The following is a 17868-nucleotide window of genomic DNA, read 5'->3' on the forward strand; positions in this document are numbered from 1 at the left end:
TATTCCTAATATAATATATTTATTTCATAGATATATTATCTACAAGCAAATAATATTGCCACACCTGTTCGGATTATGAGTTCGTCAGGATATAGAAATTAGAGATAATATGTGGTGATATTAAATGGTTTTTGGGGGGTGGTGGTCCGTTATTGCCCTAATTTAATTGTAGACGCACTATATAATAAGGAGGCCAGGTTAAATGGGATATCAATATATAACGGACGAGCAATTTAAGCGGCTCGTAGACTTCCAAGGCGCCCGCGAATTTCACCTGCATAAAGACCGGGCCAAGCGTGATAAAAGGATGTCCTTAACTGAGGCTGTAGGGCAATTTGTTCAGGACGGTGATATTTTTGCCGAAACTGGTTTCTCCTATGTGCGAGCCCCCCTGCAAGCCTATTTTGAAATGATACGCCAGGGTAAGAAAAACCTGGTTAGTATAGGTTCTCCCATGTCAAACACCTCATATTTGATGGCTCTTGGTTTGGTTAAAGCCATCCATCTCTCCTATATCGGAGTGGAGATGCGCGGCAATGACAAGAACTTCGCTCGGGTAATAAAAACCGGGCAGGCGGAAATAGTATCCATTTGGAGCCATGGAGCAATGGCCCTCGGTTTTAAGGCTGCTCAATTGGGAGCGCCCTTCATAGCTTCAAAACAACTGCTGGGATCTGACATGCTCAAACAGAATCCATATGTTAAGGTTATCGACAGTCCGGTAGGAGCAAACAGTGAACCGGTTTGCCTGATTCCCGCCCTTTTCCCTGACGTTTGTATCGTTCATGTTCAAAAAGCGGATCGTTATGGGAACGCGGTAATTGAAGGACCGGCTGTCAATGATATAGCTCTGGCGGCTGCCAGCCGGAAAGTCATCATAACCGCCGAACGTATCGTACCGGAAATGACAATCCGCGATGCGAGTGACGCCGCTATTCCTTTCTGGTATGTTGACGCGGTAGTTGACATGCCTTACGGCGCTTTGCCCGGATGCTGTCCCGGTCATTATTACTGGGCCCGCGAATGGTGGGAATGGCTGGTGCGCATATGTACGCCCACAGCAGAAGGAACTAAAGGCTTTTTTGAATATTGGGTAAATGATACTAAAGACCAGTATGACTTTATAGAGAAGTTGGGCGGTATTCGCTTTATGGATGAAGCCCGCAGGCTGATGGAGGCTGCCCAGGCAACTATCGACGATTCGCTGGTAAGCTTTGCTTATCAGGAAGTAATTCCCAAACGGGATTAAAAGGAGGGATAGTATGAGCAGCGTAGCACCGGCCAATCCTCTGGAAATGTTGGCCTATAATATATCCTTGCTGATCAATAATGACCAAATAGTATATGTCGGAACCGGGCTGCCGATGGTGGGAGCGTTACTGGCTAAAAAAACACATGCGCCTGATATTACTATGGTATATGAAAGCGGAGGGCAGGACCCGCTGGAAGGAGATATGCCCTGGTCAGTCGGCTGTCCGTTTACTTTCCGCAAGTCACCCATGAGCATGGAAATGGCGGTATCGTTTGGTCAGTGTGCCCTAGGTTATGTAGATATCGCTTTTCAAGGCGGGGCGCAAATTGACATGTACGGCAATGTTAATACTTCAGTTATCGGGGCTTATGGGGAAGCTTAAAGGCCATATTACCAGGCAGCGGCGGAGGAAATGATATTGGTTCCTTAACGGAAAAATCAGTTTTAGTTGGACTGATGACCCCGGACCGTTTTCCAGAAAAGGTAGATTTTATAACTACTCCGGGTTATTTAGAAGGTGGCGATTCCCGCCAAAAAGCAGGACTAATAGGGGGTCCGATCGCGGTTGTGACTCAAGTGGGGGTATTCGATTTTGATCCCGTTAGCAAGAGGATGCGTATAAAGGGGTTAAACCCGGGTATGACTGTAGAGATTGCGCAGATGTGTGCGGGATTTGAATTACTGGTGCCGGAACAGATAGAGAGTATTCCAGCTCCCAGTGATGAAGTTTTGACTGTACTGCGTGAAGAGGTTGATCCGCGCAGGGTATTTACCAAGATGCCCGGGATGTAATCAGCAGAAACGGTATATTTTACAAAACGAGCAGACACAGAGTCTGCTCGTTTTGTATGACTGATTAAATTTAGTACTAAATAAAAGAAAGCAGGATTTGCAAAACCTGCTTTCTTTATTTTATGACGGTTTTGTTAGTCTACCCAGGGGCCAAAAGGAGCTCCCACAGGAAGAACCGTTTTGCCGTAATGAGTATTTAGTACTGTTGCGGCGGAACCATAAAAAGCCATGATGGAAATAGCCATTTCAGACCACCCAGCCAGTTCATGCCATGCTTCTCCGCCCCATCCCAGGGTGTTCATGAATAAGCCCAGGAAAAGCAGGTCAATCAAGAAGAAAATAATGAAAAGAACTTTATTAGCACCCATGGAGCCAAGGGTCATATACATTGTGAATATAAAATAACCCAGGAAAGCAAATCCCAACTGGCGAACATCTACAGCCTGCAGGTTGGCGATTTCGATCATGCCGACCTTAACCGCCCAGGTCATAGCTACACCAAACCAGAAGAAGCCATATCCGCAAAATGCAGTAGCGCCAAAAGTATTGTTGTGCTTGAAGTCGTAAATTCCCGCCAGCAGCTGAGCCGCTGCGCCGAGGAATATAGCCCAGGGAATAACGTAGCTAACATCTGCGCCAGTGATACCCAGTTTATTGGTTGAGGCCACCAGGGTAATAATTGCCAGACCCAGCAGACCGATAGGCGACGGATTAGCTACCACCGCTTGTACATGTCCCGTTACTTTCATTTCGTTTGCACTTGCTTCACTTGCTTTTGCCATAATACCCTCCTATAATAAGTATTTTTGGGAGAACAAGTAGGTGTGGTATCTCCTCCTTCCCTGTTGCCTGAGTTATATTTCTAGTACGCAATTTATATTCAACACGATTTAAGAAAATCCTTTATCCTTGTGATTTTTTTCTTAATTTCTATCAATTTGTGAGGAAAGATTCAACTCTTTAAATATCAGATTTAATCACATATAATAAATTTATCAATGTAATATCAGTAAACGAAATAAAATGGTTAAAGATTCTGACAATGACAGGAGGTGAAATATAAACGGAATGGTTCCTTTTTAAAGAGATAGATTAAGGGACCAGGTTTTTGTCTTTTGGTTTCTACAGAATATTAAGGGGGTATATTGTTTTGGCAGCAAATTTTCTGTATTCAAACCGGGATCATAAGTTTATTCTTAATGAATGGTTAGACACCTCAAAAGTTCTCTCCTTCGATGCTTACAAAGATTATTTCAGCCTGGAGGATATAGATAATATCCTCGACCAGGCCTTAAAGGTTGCCAGGGAAGTGGCTGCGCCCACCCGCGATGACAGCGAGAAAATTCAGGCGCAATTCAACGAAGGCAAGGTAACCGTTCCCCCCTCCTACAAGAATCTCTACTGGTTTTTGAATGAAAACGGCTGGGGAGCCAGCAATGATGATGAAGAATTGGAAGGACACATGCCGCAAATCCTGTTCCGTGCTTGTCTTGAGTACATTATTGGCGCTAATGCTTCATTTGTACCCTATATTATGGCGACCGGCGGAGCGGCAGGATTAGTAGCCAGTTTTGGCGATGAACGGGTAAGAGGTATTTTCAAGGAAAAGATGTTCAGCGGTCAATGGGCAGGAACCATGTGCTTGACTGAACCTAATGCCGGTTCAGATGTTGGTGATCTGCTGACGCGGGCTTATCCTACGGAACAACCGGGAATATACCGGATCAAGGGTACTAAGTGCTTTATTACCGGCGGTGAACAGGATATCACTGAGAATATCGTACATCTGGTATTAGCCCGAGTGGAAGGGGCTAAACCGGGAACCAAAGGCATATCATTATTTGTAGTGCCGAAAATGAGAGTGGATGATGCGGGCAATATTATCGGGGGTAATGATGTAGCCTGTATAGGGATCGAGCATAAAATGGGCATAAAGGGTTCAGCTACCTGTGTATTATCATTTGGGGAGAACAACGATTGTCTGGGATACATTCTGGGAAGCCCGCCTGATGCCGAGGGTAACGGCGAAGGCATGGCGCAGATGTTCCAGATGATGAACGGCGCGCGTATGGAAACGGGACATGCCGCTTTGGGAGAGACTGCAGTAGCTTATCATAACGCTGTTGCCTATGCCATGGAAAGAATCCAGGGGCGTCCCATTACTAATCCCCGCTCGGAAAGGGTGCCTATTATTAAACATGAAGATGTACGCAGGATGCTGCTGGATCTGAAGGCTTACACGGAAGCGATGCGCGCGCTTATTTTCAAGACCTACTGGTATTTTGATGTTTCTCACCATACGGCCGATCCTGACGAATTGAAGAGAGTCAAATCCCGGATTGAGGTCAACACACCTTTAGTCAAGGCTTATTGTTCCGACAAGGCCTGGGAACTGTGTGCCGAGGCTATGCAATGCTTTGGCGGCAACGGTTATTCAGAAGAATATCCCATTGCTGAGCTGTGCCGGGATGTAAAAATATATTCTATCTGGGAAGGAACCAACTTTATTCAATCCATGGACCTGGTAGGAAGAAAGTGGATGATGGGTAAAGGCAAGGTTTTTGCAGATTGGCTGGCGGAAATTGAATCTTTTGCCGTAGAAAACGCTGCGGCTGAGGGCTTTGAGAAGGAAATGGCTATCCTCAAAAGAGCCGTTGATGCTTATAAGGAAATTCAAACAACCATAGCCGGTTATGTTATGGGGGGGAAGGTCCCTATGCTCCCCCTTTATGCTACTCGCATATTACATGCCACAGCCGAATTAGCCTGCGGACAGTTGATTCTGGACCAGGCCCTGCTGGCAGCAAGAAGGATGGCTGAGTTGGGAAGCGATCATTATGATTACGCTTTTTATCAAGGCAAGGTAATGGCAGCCAAATATTTTATTCACAATATTGTGCCTAATATATTCCGTACCCTGGAAGTTATAAAAGAAGGAGATACTTCAGTATTAGAAATCGAAGAGGCTGCTTTTAAAATCTAAGCAATTAATTGGGAGGAAACCATGTTTCCTCCCAATTGGCCAGGTTTAGCGGACAAATATTCTGGTTTTAAAAAACCGCAGTTCAGTCCCGATTAATGCGAATATTTAAACTTCTTCAGCAAAAAAGGAATTAGCCTTGTCATATGAGAATATTTACTGTTAAATTAAAAGATTATTTCTGGTCGTAAAATTTATGGTTCTGCCAGCAAAGAAAAAATGGAATCTTACTTCTGTTGAATGGATTTTTTGCCGGGGAACTTATCTGTCTAAGGAGGTGGTTTCAACAATATATTAAGTATATCGGGACCCTGAAAAATTTTTATTAAAATCCTAAGGGGAAGTTAGAAAGATTAATTGAGATTAAGGGGGAGCTTCCTCGAATTATAAAGAGAGATATAATTAAAACATTTGGGGGGTCTCCCGGAAAACGAAGGGAGAATAGAAAAAATGTCAGCAAATTTTGCATATAAAAACATCAGAGATTTTGAATTTATACTCCAGGAATGGCTGCCCACCGAGCAGATTTTTTAACTATCCGGCTTTTTCTGACTATTATTCCAAAGAAGAGATTAAGTCCGTTCTGCAGCCCATATTAAAAATGTCCAAAGAAGTAATTGAACCCACCAACGAAGACGGGGATAAGAACCCGGTTAAGTTTGCCGATGGCAAAGCTACTCTGCCGCCTCTTTTGGTCCTCTGTTCCATCAGCTGCAGGAAGAGGGCTGGGGCACCAGCAATATCGATGAATCCGAAGGCGCCATGGTATTGCCGCATATCCTGCACTCAATGGTATGGGAAATGATAGCTGCCGCCAACCCCACCTTCGGACCCTATATTATACTCACCAGCGGAGCTGCCGGTCTTATTCAGAGCTTCGGCGATGAAAAACTGAAACAGATGTTCCTGCCCAAGATGATGGACGGCACCTGGTCCGGAACTATGTGCCTGACTGAGCCTACTGCCGGTTCTGACGTAGGCGACATCCTGTCCAAGGCTTATCCGACCGATGACCCGCGCATTTTCAAAATCAAGGGCAGCAAGATATTCATTACCGGTGGCGACAATGACTTCACCGAAAATATCATCCACCTCTACCTGGCCCGCATCGAGGGCGCACAGCCTGGCACCAAAGGGATTTCACTCTTCGTAGTTCCCAAGTACTGGGTCAACGAAGACGGCAGCCTGGGCGAATTCAATGATGCCGCAACCGCCGGCTGTGAACACAAACTGGGTCAGCATGGTTCCTTTACAGCTGCGCTTACCTTCGGCGAAGAGAACAACTGCCGCGGCTGGCTCCTGGGCAAAGACCCCAGAGAGAACGATGGCATAGGCGAAGGAATGGCTCAGATGTTCCAGATGATGAACGGCGCTCGTATGGAAACTGGACATGCTGCCTTATCCTGTATCGCCAATGCTTACTACAATGCTCGTGATTACTGTAAAGACAGAGTCCAGGGCCGCCCGATCACCAATCCTAAAGGCGACCGCGTAACTATCATCAACCATGAAGATATCAAGCGGGCACTGCTTTGCGGCAAGGCTCATGTTGAAGCCATGCGCGCCATGATGTACAAGACCTATTTCGCTTTTGATCAGCGTCATCATGATCCCGATCCGGAAGTCAGGGCTAAAGCCAATGATCTGATTGAAATTACTACCCCGCTCTGCAAAGCGTATCCTTCCGATGAAGCCTGGTGGCTGATCGGTGAAGCTATCCAGTGCTATGGCGGCTACGGCTACTGCGAAGAATATCCGGTGGCTCAGATTGCCCGCGATGTGAAGATTTATTCCATCTGGGAAGGCACCAACTTCATCCAGTCTATGGACCTGGTTGGACGTAAGTGGATGCTGAAGAAAGGCGCTGCTTTTGCTGCTTTCTTACAGGAGATGAGAGATTTCTATGAAGCCAACAAAGCTACAGAAGGCTTCGAAAGAGAATTCGAAATCCTGGGTCAGGCCCTGGATGCCTATACCCAGATCCAGATGGCGATCGGCGGTTTCTTTGGCCAGAAGAAATACGGCTTCCTGCCGCTGTATTCCCGCCGCATCCTGACTGCTACTTCTCAGCTTTATTGCGGCCGCCTGATCCTTGACCAGGCTCTGCTGGCTGACAAGAAAGCCAAGGAAGTTGGACCGGATCACTTTGATTATCCCTTCTATTTTGGTAAAGTACAGGCTGCTCGCTACTACCTGAAGAACGTAGTACCGAATGTTATGGCTATTGCCGGTATTGTTAAGGAAGCCGACAGTTCCGCACTGGATATTCCTGTCGAAGCTTTCGAATACTAAAAACTTCTTAAGACTTGTTAAAAACCTCCGCCCTTCGGGGCGGAGGTTTTTTCATATTATCCCTCCTATGGCTGCAAAGCCGCAGCCACTTATTAAAATGTTTGTTGAGATGCTATAGATGTATGAAATATAGTTTTATCCTTCCGCATTTTGTCTTACCCTACAGTTGAAAATCTGTGATAATCTGTAACTATTTCTTGGAAAATAAAAAAGGAGCCGTCCTATGTGGACGGCTTTGCTCATATATATTTCGAAAGAGGCTGTTTATGAGCAACAGGGTTTTGGGAAGGGAAAGTAGAGGCTGACAATAAAGTTCACTGAGAGCTTTGCTATTAACTTGATTAAATCGAGCTCTGCCGGAACACTTACCACATTTTTGTGAAGTTGAAGATAGAGATTTTGCCGGGATTTGACTTTATTGACTTGCCTGATAACAATTTATGAAGTCAGGGGTGTAAATGTGCATGGTTGAGGAAAGATTTTATAAAATTAGTGAAGCGGCAGAAATATTAAACCTGGAACAGCATACATTACGGTACCTCGAAAACAGTCTTAAGTTAAGAATCAAGCGCAATGATCGTGGAGATAGGCTTTACAGTGAATCGGATTTGGATACCTTAAAACTGGTTCTCAAATTGAAGGATAAGGGGCTTAACACCACAGCTATCCGCCTGGCGCTGGAAAACAGTGAAGAAGTGAATGGAAACGATCTGGCTCCGGCCGCCAAATCAAGCGGCGCAGAACTTATAGAAGTCATTTCGGTAGCTCGCAAGATAGTAGAACAAAATGAAGAACTCCTGGAGCAAAACCGCCGCCTGGAAGAGAGAATGCAGCGGTTGGAGAAAAAGGTGGAAAGCCGTAACCTGGAACGGGAAAAAAAGATCGACGAATTCCTGGAGTTGTGGCGCAATGAACAGCAGGACGGCCGCAAATCCTGGTTCTCCCGCCTGCGGGGCAAGTGAGCGTATACGGGGGAACGGGAGAACAATTGAATTAAATCATGTTGGCCTTTAAAGACCCGCAAAATCGCAGGGGGTGAGGCAGCCTTTGCATTTGCGTTTATTGATTTTAAGCGGGGGGATGCGGTTGGCTTCACGCACCAAAGCCATTATTGCTTGAATTTGTTCTTCATTTTCATATTCAACCGCCAGCATGGTAGAACCTTCCATGCCTCCCACGCCTCCGGCGGCTATGGCGTACGCTTTTACGCCGAAGAGCAGTCTGAGGGCTTCTGTTTCCGTTATCAGAGTAACGTTGGCTACCACAATATAACCGGTTTTATACCCCATGCTGTGCTGAACGCGGTGTACTCCTAAAAGCCGTTCAGCCGCCTGACAGGAAGGAATCATTTTTTCTAATCCTACCGGACAGATAATTTCATTGCCTCTGGCTTTCAGGATGCCGATTGCCTGGCCAATAGTTCCGCCCATGGGATCTCCGACCAGTATGCCTACCATACCGGAAGGATCAAGGGCATTGGCGCCCTTTATAAATATATCACCGGGTGCAAAGGCATGCAGAAATTCCAGCCAGTTTACATCAACCATTTTTCCCTTATCTATACACCAGGCCCCCAGCCTGCCTTCCGGTGCGGTCCCGCAAGCAACGTTTTGGCAAATGAGCCCGGCAACCCGGGTATCAGGTTTTGGTGTTTGTATGCCGAGTAATTGCTGGACTACCGCAATATTAGTCGTGCCGGCGCCGATAATGATCTTGTTGTTTTTTAAGGCATGCTGAACTTGGGGCAGCATGGCTGTACCTTTGGCGATAATGAATTTTGCCGCCGAGGGGTGCAGGGGAAAGGTAGCAATCATACAAACATCTCCTTCATTGATTCGGGTAATGGACCTGCCGGCCCGCGGAATGTCTCCGGCTTATTTTCCGCTCAAGAATTGCAGCAGGCAGAGTATTTTATAAAAAAGCGTATCTGCGTAGCCTTTATAGAATCTGGTTTCACGTTTATTCTCCAGATGAAGAGTGAAGTCCTCTTTTAGTTGGCGGTTTATAAAAGGGTATTCCTGCAGGAGTTTGCAGCCGATATTTGCCTGGCTTGCAGGGTGCGCCACCAGGCAAGTTGTTCTTCGGGCAAGGAAAAGTCGGCAGGCCCGGTTTCCAGTTCCAGGCCTGCATGAGCCAAATCCAGAACAATATTCACCACTTCTCCATATCCAATAGCTTCAGACCCTGTGCTTAGAACGATTTCCTGTCCCATGAATTTCTCAATGGTGACGAGCGGTTCTTCCTCAGCTATTTCATAAACGCGGCAATAAAAACCCTGATTATCGACTGCCAGGTTAAAGGAGGAATTGACCGGAAACGAAAATATCCGGTATTTGCCCCCGGTGTCAAGTTCCAGGTTAGCCAGGTCGAAAGGAATTTTGAATAACGTGCTGCCCGTATCCGGAGAATAGTTTTCAATGTAGAAATCGAACGGGTATATGGTTTTTATAAGAGGCTTTTCAGCCTTATCCAGTTCCATCCACGCACAAAGACCTTGTACCACATGGAATTCGCCGCCTTCCCAGGGGGTAATTACCTTGACCCCGGGACACAAGTTGGATACCATTTCTTTTACACCATGCGTCTGCGAAGCACCGCCCAGCAAGAAGACATTATCCAGTTTCCAGCCATGTTCATCAAAAAGGCCCAGCGATTCAGCCCGTGCTGTGACAGATTGCTTAAAATAATGTTCCAGCCTGTGGTAAATATTTTGCAGCTGGCGTTCAAAAACCTCGTGATCGATTTCCAGAGCCAGGGAATGACCATTATAGAAATCTGCTATATTCTGGTAAGAAAACCCCTTTTGGCTGACTTCTATTTTTATTTGCTCTGATATCTGCAAAAGGTGATTAAGATGAAATCTTTCTCTGGCCTCTAGGTTATTTTCGGTGTAATACGAAGGGGCTATTATTTGTCCGCTCTGAATTTGCAGAGCTGGAAACAGAATATAGTGCAAAACCGCCCTGTCAATTTCTGAACCGGAAAAGGCATCGCTGCCCACCTGAAATTGAGTCTCCAAAAGCAGTTGCTGTCCATCCTGGGACAGACTTATAAAACTAAAGTCGGTAGTTCCTCCCCCGATGTCGATACTGAGCAGGTCGCCCGACAAAGGGCTGTGGAAATGCATATGATTATAACCGAGCAAAGCCGCCACCGGTTCGGGTATCAGATAAACCTTTTCTGCCCCCAGGCCGCTTTGGGCCGCCTCCTGCAGAATCCTGCGGGCTGTAAGGCCGAAATAGTTCGGAACTGATAAGGCTAATTCCGCAGGATGCCATCCTTTAGGTTCCAGATATTCACGTCTTATATATGTGAAAAAGTGTGTCATAATATCCTGCAAGGAATATGGACCTAGATTCAGACGGGGGTTTCTTTTGAGCTGCAGTTTGAAAAATGGCAGGGTGATTGCGCCGGGTTCATTGATCCGCAGGGCGAGGTTTCCGAAATACAGTCTATTATTGCTGGGGAGATAGCTGACCACGCTGGGGATGCGCGTGTTCTTACCAGCCGGGTTTATCAATTCGCGGTCCTGCAAAAAACCTATTTTGGTAAAAGAAGTGCCGAAATCAATACCCAGTCGCATATGCTTCAACCTTTCTCTGCGATTACCAGGAAAGGCATTTCTTCTATAACCTGATCTTCTACCCGGATTATGAACAGGTCGCCTTCTTCCTGCAATATCATGTGGTTTTTCTTGATATTAGGCGCGATGCGGGTCTCGATGCGGTAACGATCCAGCAGCTGCAGATGTTCGGGGGGGAATTCCTGCCCCACTTGCAGGGGGATGCGGTCAACCTCAATATGGATATCCTTGTAGGCCCGCGCAAGGTTACGCGGAGCCAGGAGCCGCTCCAAATCTGATCTGATTGTTCCCAATAAGCCCAGATAGTTGTCCAGCATATTGATAAGCTGCAGCAATTTTTCCCGCACCCGTTTGGCATGCCGGTCCTTCTCGTTGAGGAGGCGAAGCTGATCCTGGGCAAAGAGCAATTCCAGCTCAACCCTTTGCAAACGTGATGCCAGGGGGGATATGGACTCCAGGGAAGGGTTGGCTATGGCCGCGGAAATTACAGGCAGGGCTTTATCCAGCAAAGACTGGGTTGTAGTGCTGAAGTAAGCAAAATCAGGCTCGCTGGCTTCAGAAAGCTGTAATAATGTCTTATCCATAATCTCAACACGTTCTTTTACCTGTTGGTGGAGGTTATTCAATTCTCCCGCCTTGATTTTTGGCAGCATGGAAACATAGAAGAATATGCAGCCTTGCTGCCCGGGGACATAGAGGAGAATGCGATCGATTAAGCTCAGGCTGTGCTCCAGCCATATGGAAAATTCACGGGCGCCTTTTTCCGCCTCGTCATATTGACCATTTTTGATTTGCAGGGCCAGTAATTGGGTGTACAAAGATATACTGCGATGAATATTCCGTTCATAGTTGTCAATAACCGAACGCAGGCTGCGGTCAGTAAACACCTGTTTCTGTTTTTCCTGTATTTCCGCCAGGTTGCTTTCAGCCAGAGCGGCAAAATCCTGTTCCTTGGTTTCCATGCGGGTTAGAAGCCTGCGCTGGTATTCCAGATTCAAAAGCAGCCGGTTGCATGCGGAAGCTATTTCCGGGTCTTCAAGATTGATACTGGTTATAAAATTAATTACCGCCGGATCGATTGGTTCCGGGCCTGATAACAGGCTGCGCAGTTTGTCATCCCGCTCCAGTTCACTCAGATATTGAGTTATAGCATAGAGCGAACTCAGGCTGTCCCGCATTCTCTTCAAAGTATACAGGAGTTCTGTCGCGTAATGATCCTGGTCACGCATAACCGCCAAAAGTTCTTTATTGGTGTCTTCGCGGCTTTGCTGCAAATGGCTGGTGATATTCTTTACCTGGTTATATAACTGAGTGTAACGCTTTAAACTGGCCAGTATATCACGGTAAAGTATTTCTTCCTGATGACTTATTTTCATTAATCGTGTAAAAATATCTTGGATTTCCGTTTTGTATTGGGGAAAGAATTTTTGGTGAAAGCTGCGGTAATAATAACTGTTGATTTCCAGCAAGTAATGATCCAGGTCTGCGATAGACTCACTATTGCTATGCTGTTTTTGACTTATGCTGCTTATTTCCAGGTAAAGATGTTCTAGCATTGCCTCAAGTTGTTCATTTATTTTTTCCAGGTTGATTTCCGCTTTCATAACTAAACCCCCATATATTTGGCCTTAACAAGGCTGCGCCTGATTTCTTCTCCCTTTTTACGGAATAATTCAGGTCGTTTAGCTAATTCATCCTGCAGCTTGTCTTCAGAATAGACCTGCATCATCTCTATAATTCGATGGGCTTCCTGGCGGCAGGCGTCATCTGCCATAGGGCCAAGTTGTTTAACAATACCTTCATTAATGAAAAGCGGCGATGGTATCCATTTCCACAGCTGCAGATATCCGGCCAGGAGTTCTTTTGCGGTTTCCGAATTTAATGGTGTGAGTCGGAGCAGATTGAGCGACCGGATGGTTTCCATAATTACAAAGGCTTCGTGCGGCAGGGAGCTGATCTTCTGGTGATATAAATCGCTTAACTCCTTTAACCGGTCTTGATTTAATCCCTGGCTGGCTTCCGCAGCGGTCAGCAGCAGTGGTTCAGCCGGGCGATATTTATTGATACGCTGGCTTTTTGCGGATAGTTCATAGGCGGCTTTGTCAGTGGGATGGTTCTGACATAACGCAGTACTGGCATATAAGTCCAGATAACCTAGTGAGGCAACATCAGGACTCAAACGATCAAAATCGCGCAGGTAAATATCCCTGGCTCTGGCGGCGGCTTCCCAGGGGTAATACAATAAAGCGTAAAGGGGAATGGCAGCACGCAGAATACGCTGAAAATGCTTATATATCTTAATATCTTCCATAATATCTGCCAGGCGGGTTTTTTCCCGGTAGTCTTCATAACTATCCAGAAGAAATGCCAGACAGTCTTCTATCAACCCCGCTCTGAAGGTTATTTCGGCTGTTCCCAGCAAAAGTTCAAAACGGCGGGCATTATACGCATCGTGAAAGTTAATGGCGGAACTCTTTTCCAGTAATACTATAGCCTGCCGCAATAACAATGCTTTATCGCCAAAAATACCGCTGTCGGCCAGACTCCTGGACTGACCAAAGTCACCGTAGCGTTTGCTGGCTTGTAATGATTGGAGGTTTTGCTGCCGCGATTTAAGCAGTTTTCTTAAGGCAGGGTTAGCGGTTTTGGGCAGTAGATATTCGCAGCTATCTATCTTAAGTATATTTACTATATGGGAGAAATCTTCATAAAATTCTTCGCGGTACAGGGCAATCAAATACTGCAATTGTCTGGGGGCGGCCTCTACCCTATCAATATGCCAAGCAAAAAGGCCAGGAATTCACGATTTACCCATGCCGGGGCCTGGCTGAGCCAGTTTAGAACCGGGGAGAGATGAAGGTGATTGAACAACAGGGTGAAAAAATCATTTTTCTGGGTCCAGAAATAGGAACGAAAAAGAAAGTTTATATCGTCATCGCCGTTAAGGGATAATGATGCTGCTGGCCATTCTCTCATAGAATGGCGCAGGTCGAGTTCCTGTTTCCACATCAGGAAAAGATCATCCTGTTTTTCTAATGCCTTAACCTGCTCAAGAATCTCCTGCACGATTGTCCCAACCTTCGATGATTAATCTTTCAAATAATTAATTATTCCTGTGTAACCCCCCAGGCCATAAGCGACCACCATTTGCAAAAAGAAAGCAACTGCAAAAACAACCTGAAAACCTGTGATAATGTGTGTTAATTTGTGGCACTAACTAATAATATCGTAAAACGCCAGGTTTAACAAACGGCAGGCATTATGTGCCCGGTCTGAATTCGATTCACTGAGATATATATAGTAATAAATAGATTTTTCTTTATTAGAGAAAATGCCCTGCAAACGATCGGGGGCCGAATATTCTATTCTATCGGCTTTGGCCTTGCCTCGAGCCAGGTAACGGAAAGTTTGCAGGCGGGTAACAAATTCGTAACGTGCCAGGCGGTCAAAATGGGCTTTTAAACCGATTTCCTTATAGGGATTCCCGTCCTCGAATATATAAACCGGTGGGTTTTGCCGGGCTTGAGGTAAGGCGGCGGTCTGGTCCGCCCCAAAAGGCAATGATGACAGGAGGTTTTTCCACAGCGAAAATTCCCGAGGGTCCTGGCTTAAATAAAATAAATATGGATGATAGGGGGCCGGAAACCTCTCTACAGCAAAAGGCTTTTGCATTAAAACCGGTATTAAGTCGGGCTGAGCAAGCAGCAGATTGATCAGCTCGTCCCAGCCGTATAAAAAACGAGGCAAATAAGTGCTGTACTCTTCCCAAATAGTCTGCGCATAACGCTGCTGGAAAATAACATAGGATTCAAATGATTCCATACGCAGTTTATCAATATATGACATCAATTGCTGGTATTGGTGCTCATTTAGTTCTTCATGTCGGTCGAGTTTCTTTAAAATCGAGCGCATCTCGATCCCACCACTGTTTTTACTATATTGTAACTCAAAAACCGGGCTCTAAGAAGCCAGGATTAAGAACCGTCAGGTGTTTTAATATCAAAAATTATTTCATCTTCCAGATGAACAAAATCAACGATAACACCATCTTCTAATAAAATGCTGATGCTGTTTTCTGTACAACTTAAAATGCGTTTTACGGTTTTACCTTCGAGGTAGTTCTTCAGCATATGGAAATCATCCTTTAGCCAGGAAGAAACGTGAGTTGACAACATGACTGTTTCACCTCTTGACATAGTATATAGATTTTTGGCTGTTCAGGTTACACATATATAAATTAAAGCCTTTATGATACAGCCATGGCAGATATGTTAAAATTACTTAAAAGGGGGGAGAGAGGCTTGCAGGTCAAGGATATTATGATTACCAGAGTTATTACTGTAAATAATCGTAAATCCATTGCTGATGCTTTGGCTATTATGAACGATATGAACATTCGCAGGCTGCCGGTTATGGAAGGAAACCGCCTGGTGGGAATGATAGTGCAGCATGATATAGAAAAAGCCATGCATCGTCCGGGTATTATTCCTGAAACGCCAGTGGAGTGGATTATGAGCAAGAGGCCTGTGGCTGTCGCGCCTGAAGACGACATAATTAGAGCTGCCGAACTATTGATAACGCATAAAATCAGCGGTCTGCCGGTGTTGGATAACGGGGAACTGGTGGGAATTATTAGCGAAATTGATATTTTAAAATTATTTATAGAGACCTTTGCGCATAAAAACTGATTTATATTCCGTATAATAGGAATTGGGAATCACAGGGAACATAGATATCCCTGTGATTTTTGCTAATCGCTTAAGCAGGGGATCTTGTTAATGAAGGAAAAAAATCAGGATATTATATGCATATGGATTTTCCCGGTTTTAAGCCTCTTGTTAACTGTGGGAATTATCTGGTCTAATCCGCAATCATTCTGTGAAGGCAGTGCGGGAAGACTATATATGCAAAATGCAATACAGGGCAAAATCGGGTACGGATGTGCAGGTTATTACGGCAACCCGATTAACTTCAGCGGTCTTGAGCCGGGAGATCTGATACTGGGATCATATCCGGATTGTGCTTACGGGGAATATTCTCATGCTGGCCTGTACCTGGGCAATGGAAAAGTCTTGGAAGGCTTTGTGGATTTAGGGGTAAATATTCAAGACATTGAGCATTACCGTCAATACCAGAAAATATGCCTGCTGCATATAAAAGCAGATAAAAAAATCAAAAATCAAGCCGTAGAATCCGCCCAAAAATATGAGGGAGCTCTCTTTTATCCTCTGGCCTTTAAACCCGGTGATCGCATATTTAACTGCACTAAAATTATGTGGCTGGCTTATATGCAGCAGGGCATCGACCTTGCGCCTGATGCAAAGTTATGGATAAGTCCGGATGATTTTAAACGCAGCCCGTATGCGAGTGTTATTGGTGAGGGGGAAATATGAAGGCAAAAAGATTAATTATTCGCTTGTATTTCATTCATCTGTTTGCAGGCCTTGCCATTGCCTTGAGTATGTATTTTGCAGGTTTTGATATAGTCCTAAGCCTGGTATATGTGATAATTACCGTCAGAGAGGTTTTAACAAAACTAAAATTTGCCGCAAAGGTTAAAGCAATTATATTATGGCAGCTGCCGGGAATTATATCCAGTATAGCTAGTGTGGCTGCTGTGGGGGGATGGGGACAGGCAAATTACGCCTTTTTCATTTTGGAGTTCTTTTATACTCCGCTCTTACCTTTATTAACAGTCCTTACAAATTATTCTTTTGCCAGCCTGCCTCTATATTATTATTTGCTTCTGAGCATGCCATTTTTGCTGAGCGCGTTTTATTGGACAGTAATTAAACTTCAGCACTTGATATATTGTATGCGGCAAAATGCTGCTGACGCTTTGTCCAAACCAGGGAGGTAAGTCGGGTTCAATCCCCAAAAAAAAGCCAGCGAAGCGGCTTGTTACGGAAGTATTATCGTTGCCGTATTATATACGACGGTCAATTTCCGTAGACTAACCAGGATTTATTCTCGTTTGAGAGACCTGGTTTTGGCTCGTCTCGCTGACTCTAAGCATATTATTGCCCGAACATAATTTAGTATACTGGAAAATTATGCCTAACAGTTTTTTAAATACCATGCTAAAATCTTTGCCAGTAGGAACAAACTAAAAAAGAATCAAAAATATTAGGAAACTTATATTTATGACTAATAAAATTAAGAGCTTTATAATTAAAATCCTAGTTATCGTGGTTCTTTTAATTTTTATATCACCGGTACTTATGCCTGAAATCGGGCTTTCATACAGTGGCATAGATCGTGATATTCAGGTTAGCGAGAAAGTAGTGGCGTTGACCTTTGATGATGGTCCTTATCCGCAGGTTACTCCGCAAATACTGGATGTATTGGATCAGTATCATGCCAGGGCCACTTTCTTTATGATCGGTGAACGCATGGAACAATACCCGGAAATGGTTAAGCAGGTTGCAAATAGAGGGCATGTAATTGCCAATCACACCTATAACCATCCCGATGATTTAAAGAAATTGAACAACAAACAGATGGAAAATGAACTTGATAAGACCGAAAGCGTAATATTGAGTCTTACCGGACAAAGTTTCTATCTGTTTCGGCCTCCGCGAGGAATATTGAATGAACGTCTGATAAAAGTGATAAATAATAAAAATTATCAAATTGTCTTATGGGGAATATCTGCTGACCATCATGATGCCCCGACACCGGAAATGATGGCGGCGCGGGTTGTAAAACACGTCCATCCCGGCGAAGTCGTACTGCTTCATGACGGGCGTTTTCCGGGACGTATAAAGGATATTGAAGCTACACGTTTGATATTGCAGGAGCTTTCGGGTCAAGGTTATCGTTTTGTAACTCTGCCGGAACTAATTCTAATGAATGAAAAAAACAAGGTCAAAGATAACAATAAAAATCCCCTGGAGAAACAGAAGCCTTTGTGGCACAATCTTCGCTATGCCATGGCGCCCAGGTATGAATAAAGTTCAATGAGGGGCA

General features: G+C 44.9%; 17 protein-coding genes and 1 pseudogene. 10 read left to right on the plus strand and 8 right to left on the minus strand.

The window, feature by feature from the left end; genetic code table 11:
• The first annotated feature begins 202 nt into the window (after positions 1–202).
• The 3 genes from JCM14374_RS07060 (at position 203) to JCM14374_RS07070 (ending at position 2044) form a co-directional block, all read left to right on the plus strand.
• Entirely contained in the window at positions 203–1249 is a 1047-nt protein-coding gene (locus tag JCM14374_RS07060) for a CoA transferase subunit A (RefSeq protein WP_054695355.1), read from the plus strand.
• A 13-nt stretch (positions 1250–1262) separates the two neighbouring features.
• Complete coding sequence (locus tag JCM14374_RS07065) at positions 1263–1634, plus strand: CoA-transferase (protein WP_054695358.1); 372 nt, start codon at positions 1263–1265, stop codon at positions 1632–1634.
• Positions 1635–1708: 74 nt separating this feature from the next.
• Positions 1709–2044, plus strand: a complete 336-nt coding sequence (locus JCM14374_RS07070; RefSeq protein ID WP_054695361.1) for a hypothetical protein — start codon at positions 1709–1711, stop codon at positions 2042–2044.
• Between the two features lie 134 nt (positions 2045–2178).
• Here the strand turns inward: JCM14374_RS07070 and JCM14374_RS07075 are convergent, their stop codons facing one another.
• Positions 2179–2826, minus strand: a complete 648-nt coding sequence (locus JCM14374_RS07075) for an acetate uptake transporter (RefSeq protein ID WP_242848873.1) — start codon at positions 2824–2826, stop codon at positions 2179–2181.
• A gap of 368 nt (positions 2827–3194) precedes the next feature.
• On the opposite strand from JCM14374_RS07075, the gene JCM14374_RS07080 reads away from it, so the two are divergent.
• The 3 genes and pseudogenes from JCM14374_RS07080 to JCM14374_RS07090 all read left to right on the plus strand — a co-directional run bounded on the left by JCM14374_RS07080 (position 3195) and on the right by JCM14374_RS07090 (position 8278).
• On the plus strand, positions 3195–5027 hold the full coding sequence (locus JCM14374_RS07080; RefSeq protein WP_054695363.1) for an acyl-CoA dehydrogenase family protein: 1833 nt from the start codon (positions 3195–3197) through the stop codon (positions 5025–5027).
• Between the two features lie 447 nt (positions 5028–5474).
• A pseudogene (locus JCM14374_RS07085) lies at positions 5475–7316 on the plus strand (acyl-CoA dehydrogenase).
• Positions 7317–7780: 464 nt separating this feature from the next.
• The gene (locus tag JCM14374_RS07090) at positions 7781–8278 is read left to right on the plus strand and encodes a MerR family transcriptional regulator (RefSeq protein ID WP_054695366.1); all 498 of its coding nucleotides are present in this window, start codon (positions 7781–7783) and stop codon (positions 8276–8278) included.
• Positions 8279–8326: 48 nt separating this feature from the next.
• On the opposite strand, the gene JCM14374_RS07095 is transcribed toward JCM14374_RS07090, so the two are convergent.
• The 7 genes from JCM14374_RS07095 to JCM14374_RS07125 form a co-directional block, all read right to left on the minus strand.
• Positions 8327–9130, minus strand: a complete 804-nt coding sequence (locus JCM14374_RS07095; RefSeq protein ID WP_054695368.1) for a hypothetical protein — start codon at positions 9128–9130, stop codon at positions 8327–8329.
• A 188-nt stretch (positions 9131–9318) separates the two neighbouring features.
• A complete protein-coding gene (locus JCM14374_RS07100; protein ID WP_157049011.1) occupies positions 9319–10899 on the minus strand; it encodes an Hsp70 family protein in 1581 nt (526 codons plus the stop codon).
• A gap of 5 nt (positions 10900–10904) precedes the next feature.
• Positions 10905–12503, minus strand: coding sequence for a hypothetical protein (locus tag JCM14374_RS07105; RefSeq protein ID WP_054695372.1), 1599 nt, complete (start codon positions 12501–12503; stop codon positions 10905–10907).
• A 2-nt stretch (positions 12504–12505) separates the two neighbouring features.
• Positions 12506–13645 (minus strand): hypothetical protein, encoded by a 1140-nt coding sequence (locus JCM14374_RS07110; RefSeq protein ID WP_054695374.1) that lies wholly within the window; start codon positions 13643–13645, stop codon positions 12506–12508.
• Positions 13646–13662: 17 nt separating this feature from the next.
• Positions 13663–13965 (minus strand): hypothetical protein, encoded by a 303-nt coding sequence (locus tag JCM14374_RS07115; protein ID WP_054695376.1) that lies wholly within the window; start codon positions 13963–13965, stop codon positions 13663–13665.
• A 147-nt stretch (positions 13966–14112) separates the two neighbouring features.
• Positions 14113–14811, minus strand: a complete 699-nt coding sequence (locus JCM14374_RS07120) for a hypothetical protein (protein WP_054695379.1) — start codon at positions 14809–14811, stop codon at positions 14113–14115.
• Positions 14812–14873: 62 nt separating this feature from the next.
• Positions 14874–15029 (minus strand): hypothetical protein, encoded by a 156-nt coding sequence (locus JCM14374_RS07125; protein WP_157049012.1) that lies wholly within the window; start codon positions 15027–15029, stop codon positions 14874–14876.
• Positions 15030–15200: 171 nt separating this feature from the next.
• Here JCM14374_RS07125 and JCM14374_RS07130 point away from each other — a divergent pair, with 171 nt between their 5' ends.
• The 4 genes from JCM14374_RS07130 to JCM14374_RS07145 all read left to right on the plus strand — a co-directional run bounded on the left by JCM14374_RS07130 (position 15201) and on the right by JCM14374_RS07145 (position 17852).
• On the plus strand, positions 15201–15587 hold the full coding sequence (locus tag JCM14374_RS07130) for a CBS domain-containing protein (RefSeq protein ID WP_054695384.1): 387 nt from the start codon (positions 15201–15203) through the stop codon (positions 15585–15587).
• A gap of 90 nt (positions 15588–15677) precedes the next feature.
• Entirely contained in the window at positions 15678–16292 is a 615-nt protein-coding gene (locus tag JCM14374_RS07135) for an NlpC/P60 family protein (RefSeq protein ID WP_157049013.1), read from the plus strand.
• Positions 16289–16759, plus strand: coding sequence for a hypothetical protein (locus JCM14374_RS07140; protein ID WP_054695390.1), 471 nt, complete (start codon positions 16289–16291; stop codon positions 16757–16759). Before JCM14374_RS07135 ends, JCM14374_RS07140 begins: the two co-directional genes overlap by 4 nt.
• Positions 16760–17042: 283 nt before the next feature.
• Positions 17043–17852: a polysaccharide deacetylase family protein gene (locus tag JCM14374_RS07145; RefSeq protein WP_054695394.1), complete on the plus strand. Its 810-nt coding sequence runs from the start codon at positions 17043–17045 to the stop codon at positions 17850–17852.
• Positions 17853–17868 lie beyond the last annotated feature (16 nt).

This window comes from Syntrophomonas palmitatica JCM 14374 (assembly GCF_001311885.1).
GTDB classification, from domain to species: Bacteria; Bacillota; Syntrophomonadia; order Syntrophomonadales; family Syntrophomonadaceae; genus Syntrophomonas_A; species Syntrophomonas_A palmitatica.

What these genes read in the sequence shown, in the direction of transcription:
- JCM14374_RS07060 (WP_054695355.1), top strand. Translation starts at nt 203, where the DNA reads ATGGGATATCAATATATAACGGACGAGCAATTTAAGCGGCTCGTAGAC.
- JCM14374_RS07065 (WP_054695358.1), top strand. Translation starts at nt 1,263, where the DNA reads ATGAGCAGCGTAGCACCGGCCAATCCTCTGGAAATGTTGGCCTATAAT.
- JCM14374_RS07070 (WP_054695361.1), top strand. Translation starts at nt 1,709, where the DNA reads ATGACCCCGGACCGTTTTCCAGAAAAGGTAGATTTTATAACTACTCCG.
- JCM14374_RS07075 (WP_242848873.1), bottom strand. Translation starts at nt 2,826, where the DNA reads ATGGCAAAAGCAAGTGAAGCAAGTGCAAACGAAATGAAAGTAACGGGA.
- JCM14374_RS07090 (WP_054695366.1), top strand. Translation starts at nt 7,781, where the DNA reads ATGGTTGAGGAAAGATTTTATAAAATTAGTGAAGCGGCAGAAATATTA.
- JCM14374_RS07095 (WP_054695368.1), bottom strand. Translation starts at nt 9,130, where the DNA reads ATGATTGCTACCTTTCCCCTGCACCCCTCGGCGGCAAAATTCATTATC.
- JCM14374_RS07100 (WP_157049011.1), bottom strand. Translation starts at nt 10,899, where the DNA reads ATGCGACTGGGTATTGATTTCGGCACTTCTTTTACCAAAATAGGTTTT.
- JCM14374_RS07105 (WP_054695372.1), bottom strand. Translation starts at nt 12,503, where the DNA reads ATGAAAGCGGAAATCAACCTGGAAAAAATAAATGAACAACTTGAGGCA.
- JCM14374_RS07120 (WP_054695379.1), bottom strand. Translation starts at nt 14,811, where the DNA reads ATGCGCTCGATTTTAAAGAAACTCGACCGACATGAAGAACTAAATGAG.
- JCM14374_RS07125 (WP_157049012.1), bottom strand. Translation starts at nt 15,029, where the DNA reads ATGCTGAAGAACTACCTCGAAGGTAAAACCGTAAAACGCATTTTAAGT.
- JCM14374_RS07135 (WP_157049013.1), top strand. Translation starts at nt 15,678, where the DNA reads ATGAAGGAAAAAAATCAGGATATTATATGCATATGGATTTTCCCGGTT.
- JCM14374_RS07140 (WP_054695390.1), top strand. Translation starts at nt 16,289, where the DNA reads ATGAAGGCAAAAAGATTAATTATTCGCTTGTATTTCATTCATCTGTTT.
- JCM14374_RS07145 (WP_054695394.1), top strand. Translation starts at nt 17,043, where the DNA reads ATGACTAATAAAATTAAGAGCTTTATAATTAAAATCCTAGTTATCGTG.